Raw genomic sequence first — 15,669 nt, 5'->3', positions numbered from 1 at the left:
GGATTTATAGGGAAAGACTGATATGGTCAAGGTAAGAGAAGATCACCCAACCCGATACGATGGCTCTGTCGATCTGGACGCCTGGTTACAGCGTCTGGCTGACGCCCATGGTATTAACAATATTGCACGCCTGCGGGAAGCCTGCGAAATGAGTCGCACGGCTGAAGAACAGGCGCGTTTGCAGGCCGATACCGTGTGGCCCACCGGGCCCGGCTGCTATCGCACCGGTCTGGAAATGATTGAAATTCTGTCTGAGTTGAAGGTCGACCCGGACTGTCTGGTGGCAGCGGCGTTATACCGTACTGTGCGCGAGCGTAAGCTGGCGCTGAAGGTGGTGGAGGAAAGCTTTGGTGCAACCGTGGCTTCCCTCATTAAGTCGGTACAGGGCATGGCTGCTATCAGTACGCTGCTTAACCCGGCTCGTACCCAGGTGTTGAACCAGTCCCAGGACCAGTTGGAAAAGGTCCGCAAAATGCTGGTGTCGATCATTGACGATGTCCGCGTTGCCCTGATCAAACTGGCTGAGCGTACCTGCGCCATTCGCGCCCTGCGCGATGCTGACAAGGAAAAGCGTCGCCGGGTGGCCCGGGAAGTGTTTGAGATTTATGCACCACTGGCGCACCGGCTTGGGATTGGTTATATCAAGTGGGAGCTGGAAGACCTGTCCTTTCGCTACCTGAAACCTCAGGATTATAAGAAGATTGCCCGCCTGCTGGATGAAAAGCGTCTGGACCGGCAGCAATATATCGACAGCGTGGTGGAGCAGTTGCAGGAAGCCTTGAAAGAGGCGGACATTGACTGTGAAGTCTATGGTCGTGCCAAGCATATCTACAGTATCTGGCGCAAAATGAAGCGTAAGGGGCTGGATTTCCGCGAGCTGTACGATATCCGTGCGTTCCGCATTATCACCCATCAGGTGCGGGACTGTTATGCGGCTCTGGGAGTCGTGCATTCCCTGTTTAACCATATTCCCCAGGAGTTTGACGACTACATCGCAACCCCCAAGGAGAATGGTTATCGATCTCTGCATACGGCGGTATTCGGGCCCAACGGCAAAACCCTGGAAGTGCAGATTCGCACCGAAAACATGCACGAAGAAGCGGAGCTGGGGGTTTGTGCACACTGGAAGTACAAAGGTACAGACGTCAATACCAAGAGCGACAGCTATGAAGAGAAGCTGGCGTGGTTGCGTCAGGTCATGGAGTGGCATGAAGAACTGGGGGACCTGAGCGGTATTGCCGAAGAGTGGCGTACCGATATTGAGCCAGACCGCATCTATGTTTTCACCCGCAATGGTCATGTGGTGGATCTGTCGGTGGGGGCGACCCCGGTAGACTTTGCCTTCCGTATTCATTCCGAAGTGGGTTTAAAGTGTCGCGGCGCCAAAGTCGGTGGACGAATTGTGCCACTGAACCATACCCTGAAAACGGGGGATCAGGTAGAAATCCTCACGGCTTCCAACGCTCATCCCAGTCGTGACTGGCTGAACCCGGATCTGGGCTACGTCACCACCAACCGTGCCAGGGCGAAGATTACCAGCTGGCTGAAGAAGCAGGACCGGGATTCCAACCTGCTTGACGGACGCAGCCAGCTGGATGCTGAGCTGAAACGTCTGGCCCTGACCAGTGTCGATTTGCAACCACTGTTGCAAAACACGCCTTTCGAAAGCCTGGAAGATATGTACGCTGCCATTGGTGCCGGTGATTATCGTGTGGCACAGATCACCACGCTGGCGCAACGGGAGCTGTCTCCGGAAGAGGAGAAAGACTTTGAGATCCGCACCAGACCAAGGCAGGAAAAAACCTCGGACAGCGGCATCACCATTGATGGTGTTGGTAACCTGTTAACGCAGATGGCGGGCTGTTGTCAGCCAGTACCCGGCGATCCGATCATTGGCTATATTACTACCGGGCGCGGTGTCAGCATCCATCGTCAGGACTGTAACAATGCCCTGATTCTGCAGAATCAGGAACCGGAGCGGCTGATTGAGGTCAACTGGGGACATTCGCCTGAATACGGCTACCCGGTTGAAGCGCAGATTCTTGCCTACGACCGTTCCGGGCTGTTAAGGGATATCACCGTCATACTGGCCAATGAGAAGGTGAACGTCCTCGAAGTCAGCACCCGCACCAGCAAGGAAGAGAATATTGCGACCATGCGGCTGTTGCTGGAAGTCAACAGTTTGCAGCAATTAGGCGTGGTTCTGGCAAAACTGGATAAACTGCCGAATGTGATTGAAGCGGTTCGTTACCGGAAGGAAGCCAGAAGCAAATGAATCATGGATAACAATCATGGGTAAAAAGCCTGATGCAATATAGCTACGACGACCTGGTGTATTTGATGAATCGTCTCAGGGACCCGGTTACCGGATGCCCCTGGGATCTTGAACAGAACTTCAGCACCATTGCTCACTACACGCTGGAAGAAGCCTGTGAGGTGCTGGAAGCTATTGCCAGTAAGGACCACGACAACCTGAAAGAGGAGTTGGGCGATCTGCTGTTCCAGGTGATTTTTCATGCCCGAATCGCGCAGGAAGAAGCGTTGTTTGATATTTCAGATGTTATTCACGGGCTGGTCAGCAAAATGGTGCGCCGACATCCCCATGTTTTCCCTGAAGGAAGCTTACACTCTGAGCGTACCGGAGAGGAAACCACTACGCCGGATCAGGTGACAGAGAACTGGGGGCTGATCAAGCAGCGTGAAAAGGCAGGTGTATCCAGACCGTTGTCTGCTATGCCTGATAAACTTCCTGCCGCACTGCCAGTGCTGGAAAAGGCAAGGATAATTCAGAAAGCGGCTGCCAAAACCGGGTTTGACTGGCCTGACAGCTCACCGGTGTATGAAAAAATACAGGAAGAGATTGCAGAGCTAAAAGAAGCCCAGAGCGAAGGGCAGGAACGAATGACAGAAGAATTTGGCGATCTGTTGTTTGCCTGTGTGAACTTAGCCCGGCATTTACAGGTAGATCCTGAACTGGCTTTACGGCAAGCCACGGGGAAATTTGAACGGCGATTCCGTACTATGGAGTCTATTGCTCTGGCTGAAGAACAGGGCTTTCAGCAACTGACGCTGGAAGAAATGGAAAACTACTGGCAACAGAGCAAGCAGAATAGCGATTGAAGGAAGTGTATTTATACATGAAGCCTGTTGGTAAATTATTATTATTGCTGGAGCTGATCATCTGTTACGGCCCATCCCTTTGTTACCTGATTATCGGCATTGCCTTTGTCCCGTTCTGGATATTGTCTGCCCTGAGTGGGGATTTTCAGGCCATCACCATGGCAATGATGGTGGTGGGCGGTGTGATTGGATTCTTTGCCCTGCTGGCACTGGTTTACAAAATCTGCCACCCGAAGTCCAGTATGATCTGTGAAGGCAAAATTCGGCTGTTGTCGTTGATGGGGATGGTGGCGTCCATTGCCATTCTCTATCAGGCCGACGCTATTGAGAAGGTGTTTGAAGTCGGGGCTTTTCTCTATCTGCTGCCGCTGGCGGCTTCGCTGCATATTATCTATCTGGGCAGAAACTATTACTTTGCCTGTTGTCGTCGTTCTGAGCGTTCAGACAGCGACTGATACCGGAAACTCGAATGGTTTTCGGGCAATACCTGTAAAACTTCGGTCTGTCGTCGATAATCGGTATAAGCATATAAATACTTTATTAACTTATGTCAGACCCTCTTTCTTCCGGTGGCTCCCCAAGCCACCCTTCAGAGCTAACTGATTCTTTTGTGATCTCAGATTCACAAGAACCTGAACAGTTAACCGCTACCTTAAAGCATAAAGAGTTTAAAGCCCGGTTCGTTTCTCACAGTGTTGAAACGCATAAAGCAGAAATGAAGCTCATGCTGAAGCCTTATAAAGACATAACTCCCGGGTCGCAGCAAGCTTTAGGAAAAAAATTGATTCGTAAACTTGGAAAGGTGAGAGCGCTGTTCAAACCCTCGTTACCCGCTGAGCAGCAGCCTGTACCTGGCTGGGAGGAGGCGCATATTCCGGCACCAGAATGGCAGGATGAGCTGGGAGTTAATCAGGTGGATATGTTTGTCTCTGACGAGAGACTGTTAAAAAACATAGATTCCGGTTCGGAATTTTACGTTCGGATGGGTAACGGGGCGCTGTTCAATGGTGAGGTGCCAGAGACGTTTGATATTGCGCAACTGGACAGACGACAAACGTGTTTTCTGCTGAGTGCATTAGGTGCTTATGCCATGACACCACTGGGGAACCGACTGTTACAGCAGATTATCCGGCTTTATCCGGAAGGTTTTGTGGGTGTAACTTTAAATGATGACGCGCTGGCTGAGCGTAATGTCAAGATACTGGTTTCCAGTAGTCGCCCTGTTGATGGCAATGGCAAGGATTTTTATTCATTTGCCAATTCTTCCGGCGCTCGCTGGCCGGGATATATTGAGAAAGCCTGTCATGCGCTGTTACTGGAGCGTAGTGATAACATCAAACAAATGAAGCAAGACATGCCTGACGAGGATTTGTCTCATATCGAAGGCTTGCTACGGCTGCTGACCAGTGATGAAAAAACGGACTGTCTGCTTGACCGTATCGATATGTCTCTGGCTTTCAGCCTGCTGCCGCCGATGCCTGAACTGGAGTCAACAAGCCCTGCGTTCCAACAGCCACAGAAGCCAAGTATTTTTGACGTGCGTGATGATGCGTTGGAAGACCCCATGACTCAGGAGCAGATTCGTTTCAATATCCAAAATGGCATTCCGGTGATAATGGGTACCCGGGGCGACTGGAAGGGAGCTCTCAATGCTACTTCAGGTACCCCGACCAATCACGCTGTAACGGTATTGGGACCAGCCTTCCTCAGGAAAGGCTCAACGGTTGTGGAAGGTTTTCTGACCTATGACCCCTATGGAGAGGCTTTTGGCAGTAGCGATATTGCCACGGCTTCAGCTGGCGCAGTCACGAACGTTAAAGCCGTCGGTCAGGCAATTCGTTTCTGTTCTTATGGAGATATTCACAACTATTTCAACCGGGTAGCCATCGCCCGGGGAGGCTTTGTTCATAACCCGGAATATCTTAAACAACTGGCGGCTAAAAAACCGGATGGCACCGGGGATGAAGACGGCTGGGAGCTGTTATAACCCATCGTTTTAAGCTCATAAGTCAGACTCTCTGCTTTATTGATATAAGTCATTTCCAATCTGCTATACATTTCGACATAGTCTTTATTTATCGCTGTTCAGGAAGGTGATTGTGGATTTGAATCTGACATTGAATGAAACCCGGATTATTGGCTGCCTTCTGGAGAAGGAAAGCACGACGCCAGACCTGTACCCACTGACACTGAACTCCCTGTTAAATGCCTGCAACCAGAAAAGTAACCGGGACCCGGTGTTGTCGCTGACGGCGGCTGATGTCAAAAGTACTCTGGATGGACTGGTTGAACAGCGTTTGGTCAGTGAAGAAGGTGGCTCCCGTACCAGTAAGTACCGTCACCGGTTCTGCAATACTCTGTTCAGTGACCTGAAGTTTACGGAGCAGGAGCGTGCCATTATCTGCGTCATGCTGTTGCGTGGTTCGCAGACCCCGGGTGAGATTCGCAGCCGTACTGGCCGTTTGACCCAGTTTTCCGATGTTTCACAGGTTGAAGCCGTGTTACAGGACATGGCTGAAAAAGAGTGGGTCAGACAGCTGCCAAAAGAACCTGGCAAGCGCGAGTCCCGTTTTGCCCATCTGTTCTTGGGGAATATTGAAGTGCCGCCCGGCGCTGTAGAGGTCATGGCTGATGACAAGTCCCGCATTCAGGAGCTTGAGCATGAAGTGAAGGTTTTGAAGGCTGAGATAGAGCGTCTGAACCGGTTGCTTGAATTGTCGGCGGATAGTGATGCCTGACAATAGAGCGATTTTTTAAAAATGCTGCCAGCCGGGAACTTGGGATAGTCTATCAGGTCTTAGAATAATCGGCTTTTATATCGTTTTATCTCACTTTACTGCTTATAACCAGAAGGATGGAGGGGCTATGAACGATGCGTCAATACCCCTTCCTCTTAAGAGGAATAGAACAAAAGTAGACAACTATCAGGAGCCTCCTGACCTTGAATACGTATCGGCGAACCCGGTTAAAAGAAGTAAAAAGGATGCACCCTTCGCCGTACCCAGAGTCGTACATACTATCTGGCTAAACAAGCTGAGTGGTGGATATATTCCCAGAGACCGGTTTGCCAATATGTTGTCTTTTTCAAAGCAGTTTGCTGCTGAGGGGTGGAAGGTCAACGTCTGGGTCAACAAGCCTGTTATCTGGCATAGAGCCTGTACCGGATTCGGGTTGGATAAAAGCTCTCCGTATCGGGGATTGGCTCTGGAGACGCACACTGATCACTCACCTGAGCTAAACCATAAAAAAAGGTCGGTGCGTCAGATTAAGGTGTGTGAGGATCGTTGGCTTTTCAGCCAGATGGACTCAGTGAACGAATCTTTCTATTGTCAGCGCAGTGACCACTATGATGGGCTACCCCGCCTGACCGACCTGAGGAAGTCCCTCGCCCCGGACGTTGACGAAAAGAATGGAGAAAGCGCTTCCGGAATATACGAGGCACAGCCTTTCAGAAAAAGCCTTCTGGATTATTACCGATTGCAACTTGTAGGGCGCTGTAATTACGCATCTGCCTCAGATTACCTCAGAGTCGCAGCGCTTAAAGAGGGGGGGCTTTACATAGACAGTGATACAAAAGCCGCCGGTATTTTTGACCCTGGTTCCCGGTTTCAAGCGCTTTATGCTCCAGCTGGTATCATAATTCCATTTGGGTGGAGGACCTGTTATGGCAATGATCTGCTGGCCGCACCACCGCAATCCAGTCCGTTAGAATACCTCCAGCTGGATCAGTTCTACCAGGCGACCCGAATGGAGCAGTTACCTTATGTTGTGTGGGCAAAAGAGACTGACGGTACAGCGTTGTGGAGTAAAAGATCGGTTAAAGTAACCACCTCAGGCCTTAAAATAACGCCCTGCGAGAAAAGTTTCTGTGTTCGGGGACTGGGAAACAAAGAGTTTATTTCCTTGTCCGATACGGCTCGCTGGAAAGGCTATTTTTATACAGTGGTTAAAGGGGCTCACCCCGCTATCCAGCAGGGAATATGCCGGGAATACTGGGAAGATCAGATTGATGAAAGCGTGGGCAACCTTCGGTTTTTGTTAACGCTTCACGGCTCAGGCCCCTGGACTCTGATCAGAATGGATAAATCGCTGGAGCTTCATGGCAGCCCACAATATCTATTTGAAAATCGCAGTCCCGATAATCCACTCAAGTTAATTGATCCGGATAAAGCTCTGAGTGTCACCGAGTGGGGCGGTCTGACGAGGATGAATACCATTTCCTGGGATGAGCCTGGCTCAGCGGTAAACCGGTCTTATGATGACGGTGAACTGGGAGAGGTAACATTGTTTTCCATTAACAGAAATGCCTGACCGTTTTTCAGGTAGCTTCTCCACGGCACGGTAATGTCTGCTGGAACGGCTTCGGGAGCCAGCTCTTTAAAACCGGCAAGAGCATAAAAGTGTCTGAGGTGTTGATAAGGGTAACACCAGTAGCGGGAAGGCGATAAAGCCAGAACCGTCTTCTTTACCAGCTCAAGCCCATAGCCGCAACCGCGCTTTGATATCGCTACCTGGACGCTGCGCAGCAGAAATCCTTCGGACCGCGGGCAGGCTCGCAGCGCGGCGACAATTTTACCTTCGCTGCGCAGGACAAATACCCGCTCATTGGAGCGGGCTTTGCCTTTGTGGCCATTGGCTTTGAAAAAGCGGTTAACCAGTGGGTAGGCCACCGGTTGCAGTTCCTCAATCATTGTTGTTTTTTAAACGACTGGCTCTCTGGGCACTGGAAAGAATACCCCTCAGTATATTCAGTTCCTTTGACTCCGGGCGCGCCCGGTTAAATAAACGACGAAGTCTCTTCATAACCCGGCCGGGGTGCTGCTTAATAATAAAGCCAATATCCGTCAGAGTTTGTTCAAGGTGCTGGTAGAAACGCTCCAGATCTTCCTGTAAAGGGTAGTCTTCAGTCTTTGGCTGGATATCTTTCTGGTTAAAACGAACCGAAGCCTTGCGCAGTTCGTAACAGAGAATCTGTATAGCTGAAGCAACGTTCAGCACCGGGTAGTCCGGATTGGCATCAATGCAGACATGAAAGTGGCACTTTTCCAGTTCTTCGTTGGTTAGCCCCATGGTCTCCTGCCCAAACACCAGGGCAACAGGACGATTAACAGACTCTTTCAGCAGGGCATCGGCGCAGGCTCCGGCTTCCAGCATCGGGCGATTGCTGGTGCTGTTACGTGAACGGGCGCTGGTACCAATTACCAGTGAACAGTCGGCAATGGCTTCATCCAGTGAAGGAAAGAGTCGCGCGTTCGACAGAACATCCATCGCCCCAGCCGCCATTGCATCCGCATCGGGATCCGGATAACGTTGCGGAGTCACCAGACACAGGTCGCTTAAACCCATGGTTTTCATGGCTCTGGCAGCGGAGCCTATATTACCGGGATGAAAGGTGTTAATCAGGATAATTCGAATATTTGACAGCATGGTCCGGGCGCATTTCAATGAAGGCGGGCATTATAATGTCGTTCCTGCCCAGCATAAAAGATTGCCAGAAAAATAGTAGTCATCTTTATATAACTTTTGTGTCTGAAAAATAATTAAAAATTGTACGGTGGTAATAATTGCCGTATCTGGTACAGTCTGGGTCTGTATTTTCCGAAGTTTGCCTTCTCTTTTGTGAGTTTCGTCTGATATGAGCAGTTCGACGAATAAGACGTCAGAAAAAGCCGCCTATCGCTGGTTATTACGACAGGTATCGCCTGCCCGCAAATGGCTGGTTGCCTCCATTTCTCTGGGTTTGTTCAGTGGTGTGCTGCTGATTGTTCAGGCCGCCCTGCTGGCTGACACTATCCATGAACTGGTTATGGACAGTGTGCCACGTACTGAGCTGGTCGGTGCACTGGTCACTATTTTACTGGTGCTGCTGGTTCGCTCGCTTTGCAACTGGGGGCGTGAAGTGTGTGGTTTCAATGCGGGTGTTCAGGTTCGGGAGAACATTCGTTCTGCCCTTTTGCAAAAGCTGAAGCAGCAAGGACCGGTCATGGTGGCTACTCAGCCCGCTGGCAGCTGGTCCACCCTGCTGGTGGAACAGGTGGAAGAGCTGCATGATTTTGTTGCCCGTTATCTGCCGCAGATGGCACTGGCGGCATTAATACCTCTGGTTATCGTGGTGGTGGCGTTTCCTCTTAACTGGGCGGCCGGCCTGGTATTCCTTGGCACTGCGCCGCTGATTCCACTGTTTATGATTTTCGTTGGACTGAAAGCGGCAGAAGCCAACCGCCGAAACTTCCAGGCTTTGAACCGTCTGGGTGGTTTTTTTCTTGATCGTTTACAGGCGATGGAAACATTGCGGCTGTTTCAGCGAAGTGATTATGAGAAGCAACAGCTGGAACAGGCCAGTGATGATTTTCGGGTGAAAACCATAGAGGTGTTAAGGCTGGCGTTCCTGTCTTCTACTGTGCTGGAGTTTTTTGCTTCGGTCTCTATTGCCATTCTGGCGGTGTATCTTGGTATGAGTTTTCTGGGGTATCTCAACTTTGGCAGTTACGGCGCTGAAGTCAACCTGTTTACCGGACTGTTTTTATTGTTGCTGGCACCGGATTTTTATCAGCCCCTGCGTGACCTGGGTACTCATTACCACGCTAAGGCGAAAGCCGTTGGTGCCTGCGATGACATCATTAAGGTGCTTGAGCAGGAAGCGATCAACCATCAGCAGGGCAGTCAGTCGTTGGCTGAGTCCGGGCCGCTCAGCATTGAAGTGTCGGGTCTGTCTGTAGATGCTCCGGGTGGACAGAACCTGCTCAATGATCTGTCTTTTTCAGTCAGTGCCGGGGAACGTCTGGCGATTATCGGCCCGTCGGGAGCCGGTAAAACGACCCTGATTAATACCCTGATGGGCTTCTGGCCCTATCGCGGGCAGTTGCAGGTCAATGGTTGTGAACTCCGTGATGTAGCTCCTGAGAGCTGGAGAAAGCCTATAGCCTGGCTCGGACAGCAACCGTTAATCATTCATGGCAGTGTATATGACAATGTCTGTTTTGGTCGCCAGCTCAGTAGGGAACAGGTGTTACAGGCTTTGCGTAAAGCTCAGGCAATGGAGTTTATTGAAAAACTGCCGTCGGGTATTGAGTCATTGTTGCAGGAACAGGGGGGCAATATATCCGTCGGACAGGCGCAACGTATTGCCCTGGCCCGTGCCATCGCTGAACCGGTGCAGCTGCTGATTCTGGATGAGCCTACAGCCAGCCTTGATGCCCTGAGTGAACGACTGGTTCTGGATGCCATCGATTCAATACCTTCAGAGTGTGCGGTCATCACGGTGACCCATCGGCTGGAACAGATTGACTCCATGGACCGGGTGTTGATGCTGGAAAGCGGAAGGCTGGTGGCTGAAGGTACGCCGGAGGAGTTGAAGTCCGGGAAGTTGTCGTCAAACCACCGCTTCTCACACTTTGTGACTGAGCTGAAACAGGAACAGGGGATTGTGGATGGAGTCGTTAATGCAATAGCCAATGGAGTCGTCAATGGGTAACCTGCTGCCGTTTATTAAACTGTACCGTCGTTATCCTGGTGCTATGGCATTAGGAGTATTACTGTCGATTACCACATTGCTGGCAAGCCTTGGGCTGTTAGCCCTGTCTGGCTGGTTTATCACTTCAACGGCCATTGCCGGATTAACACTGGCAACGGCACAAAGTTTTAACTTCTTTACGCCGGGGGCGGGCGTCCGGGGTTTTTCCATAGGGCGCACTGCCTCCCGTTATTTTGAGCGTCTGGTCAGCCACGATGCGACCTTCAAATTGCTGGCCTGGTTGCGGGGCTGGTTTTTTGCCCGGCTTGCGCCGGTTCCTCTGCATCGTTTAAAGCAGTTTCGCAAGGGCGACCTGCTTAACCGGCTGGTGGCGGATGTTGATGCACTGGATCAGTTATACCTGCGTATGTTCAGCCCGATTCTGGCGGCTGTCGTGACGATTGTCATGCTTGCGCTGGGGCTGAGCTGGTTCAGTACCACGCTTGGGCTGTCTGTGGTGCTGATGATGGGGGGCTGGTTATTGCTGTTGCCGCCGCTGTTTTATGCACTGGGTAGACACAGCAGTAAAGCAAAAGGCATCAGCCAGCAACAGCTTCGACAGGCTGCGCTGGATTATCTGCAAGGTATGGCTGAATTGCAGATCGTGGGAACTGAACCGGTTTTCCGACAGCAGTTAGACGACCGCGAACGTCAGTTGCATCAGCATCAGGCGAGACTGTCAAAACTGGAAGGCCTGGGTTCTGCGCTGTTGACATTTGCGGCGGGCAGTTCTGCGGTATGGATGCTGTATCTGGCCGCGGGGGAGTATCAGGCAGAGGTTATTTCCGGTCCGGTTATGGTGATGTCGGTTTTTGCGGTACTGGCCGGGTTTGAAGCGTTGATGCCGGTTCCGGGGGCTTTTCAGTTTCTGGGTTTTACCGCACAGGCAGCAGGACAGTTGAAAGAAGTAATCGACCAGCCGCCCATGGTGTACGGGAAACAGGCACCTGAAGTAAAAGGATTGGTTGAATTTAAAAACGTCAACTTTTCTTATGATGAATTGCAGGTTCTCGACCAGGTGACACTGACTATCCCTGCCGGTCAGCACGTCGCGCTGGTTGGCAAAACCGGCTGTGGCAAATCAACGCTGGCCGGTTTGCTGACCCGCTATAATGATTGCGACAGTGGTCAGGTATTAGTGGATGGTGTGCCTGTCCCTGATTTCACTGAACAGGCACTTTATCAGGCACTGGCAGTGATTCCTCAGAAAACCCATGTATTAAGCGCTACGCTGCGGGATAACCTGAAACTGGCTGATCATTCTGCCAGTGATGAACGTCTGCTTGAGGTTATCCAGACGACAGGGTTAAACCAGTTAGCGGCAGCCCGTAGCAATAAGGTGAGTAGCAATAAGGTGAATAGTAATGAAGCGATTCTGGACCTGTGGCTGGGGCAGGGTGGAATTATGCTGTCGGGCGGTGAGCAGCGTCGCCTGGCCATTGCCCGTACCATGCTGAAACAGGCGGACATCCTGATTATGGATGAAGCGTCTGAGGGGCTGGATCGCTTCAGTGAACAGCTGCTGTTAAACCGGATTCTTGAGGCCTATCAACACAAGACTGTCATTATGATTACTCATAAACAGAGCATGCTAGATAAGATGGATGCGGTGTATCGGCTGGATGCCGGGTGCCTCTCAGTGGTTGCCGGGTGAACCGCTATGGATCATCCTCCCCCAAAAACAACCCGGTTACAACTGAGAGATGACGTCGCGCTTTACAGGCATAACTGGCATGGTGAAAATGTTCAGAACCTGATTATCATGGCGCATGGTCAAATCGTTAACAGGCGTTCAGCGACGGGAATTTTCAGGCGTTTATTCAGGAAGTACCAGACCACAACGCCACCATGGACAACACTGTTCTTCTACGCTCCTCATGGCACTGTTACTCGTAGTTGGCATGATTATTACATGGTTGGTAAATATCCTCCCTTAGAAGCTTACCTGCCCGGGGAAAAAGTGTATAACTATGATTTGAGTTATGACAGTCAGTATACAAGCCCCGGCTTAATAAGCACTTACCTGCGTAATAGCCGCCCCCTTGATGACCCGGATCTGAGTCATCACCCTTTTCGGGTGTTTGATGTTTTGACGACTCCAACAAGAATACTCTGTTCAATCAGCCTTGAAACCATACTCAAATTGCTTTACCAGACAGGACACGTCTATCCCAGAATTCATTGCTCATTTTGCCGTTACGAGAAGGGAACTCCAGAGCGTGATTACAGGCCGGGTTATCGCGATCCGTCTGACTCTTGGATTATGGTAAACCGGGAAGATTTGCTGCCATGAAACCTTAGTGGTTCGTCAGCCTCAGGTGTTCGCAGGCCTGTTGGGTCAACCGCTCAATGGCTTTGTCATTATTGCGATAAAGATTATCTGCCCGGAGGATCCCCCCATCCACCAGAGGTTGAAAATGTTCTGCTTTTAACCGGGCGTCTTTAAGTTGCAGCTGGGTGAACAGATGTTTGAATTCGATCTCTTTGGGCTGTGGGTTTTGAGGTAACTCGTCAGCTGTTGCTGGAGTTGTTGCCTGGTCCAGCTGGCGAACAGTCGGTTCAGGTGCGGCACCTCTTTCGGCAATGGTGGTTGCGAGCCGTGTAATGGGAGTGCGACGGGGCTTTGTTCTGGTACCAGCTGTTGGCAAATAAGGTGCCACTGGCTGTCTGACTGGCGCAACAGGCAGGGTATAGCCGATAGTCCCTGTTTTCTGACGCTCTTTTTCTATAAATCTGCTTAAGGAGCCACGGCTTTCGCTGGCAGCCAGTTCGAGCAGCTCTCCACGGCTTTTGTTGGTGGCAGTGATCAGGTTACCCAGCGTTTCTTTATTGATGGCTTTGTAGGCTTTCTCGGTCAGTATGCCTCCGCTGCAGCCCAGTTTGATAATCTTCGCAATCTTCAGTAACAGTTTGATATCGGTTTCGGAAATATTCCGGTTGCGTAGCTGTTGTTTAATATGACGGATTGATGTCAGGCTGGCTTTTGGCTCTGCCAGCCTGCCCAGTAGTGGCAGAGGTTTTACCAGGCGACGCAAACCCCATAGCCTTCGAACCTCCTGATGGCTGTCCAGCCATGTGCCTCTTTTCTGGAGTTGCTGCCAGATAAGTGGATCGACAATATCTTTGGGTCTGATCGGGTTGCTCATGCTGAAGTATCGTTTTTCTATGTCAGTGGGTATCGGCCAAGGGTATAAGATTTGCATTAAAGCGCTCAGTAAAGCATTTGACTCCGGTCAGTAAACACATTGGCAGAATGCTTCACAATACCCTTACTAACTTAATAAGTTAAATAACCAAACAAATGAAAATACTTGCGCATACAGGCGTAACTCTGCTGCAGGAGTAACAGTATGGGGGTTTAGAATCGCCGAACAATTCCAATAATCACCAGCGGTCTGGGTTTATCAGAAACCTGACTGCTCCAGCCGAAAATAAAACGATTAACCCGTCTGGCAGGCTCCTTTCGCAGGTGTCTTTACCGACGGTTTCTATTTCCACTCATTGATTAAAACAGAAAAGTAAGGGTGATGAATCATGGATTCTATTATGGCCGCCGTCAGTTGGGTGAACGGTATTCTATGGGGGTATTTGTTGATTTTTTTACTGGCAGGTACGGGAATCTGGTTTTCTATCAAACTGAATTTTATTCAGGTTCGCTGGTTTAAAAAATCCATTCAATATACTTTTGGCAAAGGCGACGGTTCTAAAGCAGATGGTCAGGGAATGTCGTCTTTTCAGTCTTTAACGACAGCGGTCGCTGCTCAGGTCGGTACAGGTAATCTTGCTGGTGCTGCAACAGCCATAGCGGCGGGTGGCCCCGGTGCCATTTTCTGGATGTGGCTGACGGCATTCTTTGGTATGGGGACGGTGTTTGCAGAAGCTGTCCTGGCGCAGGAATATAAAGAAGACATCAATGGTCAGGTACGGGGCGGTCCTGCTTTTTACCTCAGTAAAGGTGTTGGCTCGAAATTTCTTGCGGGTTTTTTTGCGGTGTCCATTGTTATTGCCCTGGGCTTTATAGGCAATATGGTTCAGGCCAACTCCATTGGTGCAGCCTTTAATAACGCATTTTCCATTCCTCCTGTCGCTACGGGTGTTGTGGTCGCTATTCTGTCAGGCCTGATCTTCCGGGGTGGTGTCAGCAGTATTGCGGCGTTTACCAGTCGGGTTGTGCCGTTTATGGCCATCCTTTATATCATCGGTTCACTGTGGATTCTGGTGACCAACCTGCCTGCGGTGGTTGCCGGACTGAAGATGATTTTTATCGGTGCCTTTGACCCTATGGCCGCTACGGGTGGTGTTCTGGGCGCAACCATTAAAGAAGCGGTTCGTTATGGTGTCGCGCGTGGTCTTTTCTCCAATGAAGCGGGTATGGGTTCTACGCCCCATGCTCATGCTGTCGCTAAGGTAAAGCACCCGGCTGAGCAGGGTGCGGTGGCTATGTTCGGGGTGTTCTTTGATACGTTTATCATCCTGACCATCACTGCCCTGGTTATTCTGACCGTGCCTGTTGATGGCACCATGACCGGTATTGCCCTGACCCAGAGTGCTTTCAGTGCCAGTATGGGCAGCTTTGGTGGTGTATTTATCGCCGTGGCATTGCTCTTCTTCGCATTCTCTACCATTGTTGGCTGGTATTTCTTTGGTGAAGCGAATATTCGCTATCTGTTCCGCAGTGATAAAGCGGTCAGCATTTATGGCTGGCTGGTGATGCTGTTTGTGCTGCTGGGCTGTATGCTGAAAGTGGAGCTGGTCTGGGAGCTGGCGGATATGTTTAACGGAATGATGGTCCTGCCTAACCTGATTGGTCTGCTGATACTGGGTAAAGTCGTCGCCAAACGAGTCAGAGAGTTTGAAAAAGACGGCAGTGGTGAAAAAGACAGGGAATTGAAAGAAGCGACAGAATAAATTCTATTCCAGAAGTCATCGGTTCTGATAAAACCGATGGCTTTTATCGCTTAGAGTTATGTAGAGAGAAAGCAGGGAACTTATTGTGAATAAATCGGCTCAAAGAGTTCGATTTAATAATAAATTAG

13 protein-coding genes are annotated in these 15,669 nt (G+C 50.6%); 10 read left to right on the top strand and 3 right to left on the bottom strand.

All coding sequences use genetic code 11. The features are described from left to right. The first annotated feature begins 22 nt into the window (after positions 1-22). The 6 genes from relA to NX720_RS00875 all read left to right on the top strand — a co-directional run bounded on the left by relA (position 23) and on the right by NX720_RS00875 (position 7,431). The gene (gene relA / locus NX720_RS00900) at positions 23-2,275 is read left to right on the top strand and encodes a GTP diphosphokinase (RefSeq protein ID WP_262598819.1); all 2,253 of its coding nucleotides are present in this window, start codon (positions 23-25) and stop codon (positions 2,273-2,275) included. Between the two features lie 32 nt (positions 2,276-2,307). After that, the gene (gene mazG, locus NX720_RS00895; protein WP_262598818.1) at positions 2,308-3,120 is read left to right on the top strand and encodes a nucleoside triphosphate pyrophosphohydrolase; all 813 of its coding nucleotides are present in this window, start codon (positions 2,308-2,310) and stop codon (positions 3,118-3,120) included. 17 nt (positions 3,121-3,137) lie between these two features. Further along, entirely contained in the window at positions 3,138-3,575 is a 438-nt protein-coding gene (locus tag NX720_RS00890; RefSeq protein ID WP_262598817.1) for a hypothetical protein, read from the top strand. A 92-nt stretch (positions 3,576-3,667) separates the two neighbouring features. Next, positions 3,668-5,107 carry a hypothetical protein gene (locus tag NX720_RS00885; RefSeq protein WP_262598816.1) on the top strand — a complete coding sequence of 480 codons (1,440 nt, stop codon included), beginning with the start codon at positions 3,668-3,670 and terminating at the stop codon, positions 5,105-5,107. A 112-nt stretch (positions 5,108-5,219) separates the two neighbouring features. Then, positions 5,220-5,858 carry a YceH family protein gene (locus NX720_RS00880; protein ID WP_262598815.1) on the top strand — a complete coding sequence of 213 codons (639 nt, stop codon included), beginning with the start codon at positions 5,220-5,222 and terminating at the stop codon, positions 5,856-5,858. Between the two features lie 127 nt (positions 5,859-5,985). Further along, positions 5,986-7,431: a TcdA/TcdB catalytic glycosyltransferase domain-containing protein gene (locus NX720_RS00875; RefSeq protein ID WP_262598814.1), complete on the top strand. Its 1,446-nt coding sequence runs from the start codon at positions 5,986-5,988 to the stop codon at positions 7,429-7,431. On the opposite strand, the gene NX720_RS00870 is transcribed toward NX720_RS00875, so the two are convergent. Together NX720_RS00870 and trmJ are read right to left on the bottom strand one after the other, a co-directional pair. After that, positions 7,374-7,811 (bottom strand): GNAT family N-acetyltransferase, encoded by a 438-nt coding sequence (locus NX720_RS00870; RefSeq protein WP_262598813.1) that lies wholly within the window; start codon positions 7,809-7,811, stop codon positions 7,374-7,376. The two genes, NX720_RS00875 and NX720_RS00870, sit on opposite strands and share 58 nt — an antisense overlap. Further along, positions 7,804-8,547, bottom strand: coding sequence for a tRNA (cytosine(32)/uridine(32)-2'-O)-methyltransferase TrmJ (gene trmJ, locus NX720_RS00865; protein WP_262598812.1), 744 nt, complete (start codon positions 8,545-8,547; stop codon positions 7,804-7,806). Before trmJ ends, NX720_RS00870 begins: the two co-directional genes overlap by 8 nt. A gap of 208 nt (positions 8,548-8,755) precedes the next feature. On the opposite strand from trmJ, the gene cydD reads away from it, so the two are divergent. From cydD to NX720_RS00850, 3 genes are read left to right on the top strand one after another with little or no spacing between them, the layout of a single operon-like run. Then, entirely contained in the window at positions 8,756-10,594 is a 1,839-nt protein-coding gene (gene cydD / locus NX720_RS00860) for a heme ABC transporter permease/ATP-binding protein CydD (protein ID WP_262598811.1), read from the top strand. Beyond that, on the top strand, positions 10,587-12,287 hold the full coding sequence (gene cydC, locus NX720_RS00855; protein ID WP_262598810.1) for a heme ABC transporter ATP-binding protein/permease CydC: 1,701 nt from the start codon (positions 10,587-10,589) through the stop codon (positions 12,285-12,287). Before cydD ends, cydC begins: the two co-directional genes overlap by 8 nt. Positions 12,288-12,293: 6 nt before the next feature. Next, entirely contained in the window at positions 12,294-12,926 is a 633-nt protein-coding gene (locus NX720_RS00850) for a putative adhesin (RefSeq protein ID WP_262598809.1), read from the top strand. Between the two features lie 4 nt (positions 12,927-12,930). On the opposite strand, the gene NX720_RS00845 is transcribed toward NX720_RS00850, so the two are convergent. Beyond that, positions 12,931-13,779 (bottom strand): DUF4258 domain-containing protein, encoded by an 849-nt coding sequence (locus NX720_RS00845; RefSeq protein WP_262598808.1) that lies wholly within the window; start codon positions 13,777-13,779, stop codon positions 12,931-12,933. Between the two features lie 388 nt (positions 13,780-14,167). Here NX720_RS00845 and NX720_RS00840 point away from each other — a divergent pair, with 388 nt between their 5' ends. Next, a complete protein-coding gene (locus tag NX720_RS00840) occupies positions 14,168-15,541 on the top strand; it encodes an alanine/glycine:cation symporter family protein (RefSeq protein ID WP_262598807.1) in 1,374 nt (457 codons plus the stop codon). The last annotated feature ends 128 nt before the right edge of the window (positions 15,542-15,669 follow it).

The sequence above is a fragment of the Endozoicomonas euniceicola genome, from assembly GCF_025562755.1.
GTDB classification, from domain to species: Bacteria; Pseudomonadota; Gammaproteobacteria; order Pseudomonadales; family Endozoicomonadaceae; genus Endozoicomonas_A; species Endozoicomonas_A euniceicola.
The sequence above is the reverse complement of the archived record's forward strand: the minus strand, read 5'-3'. Positions and strand labels throughout refer to the sequence as shown.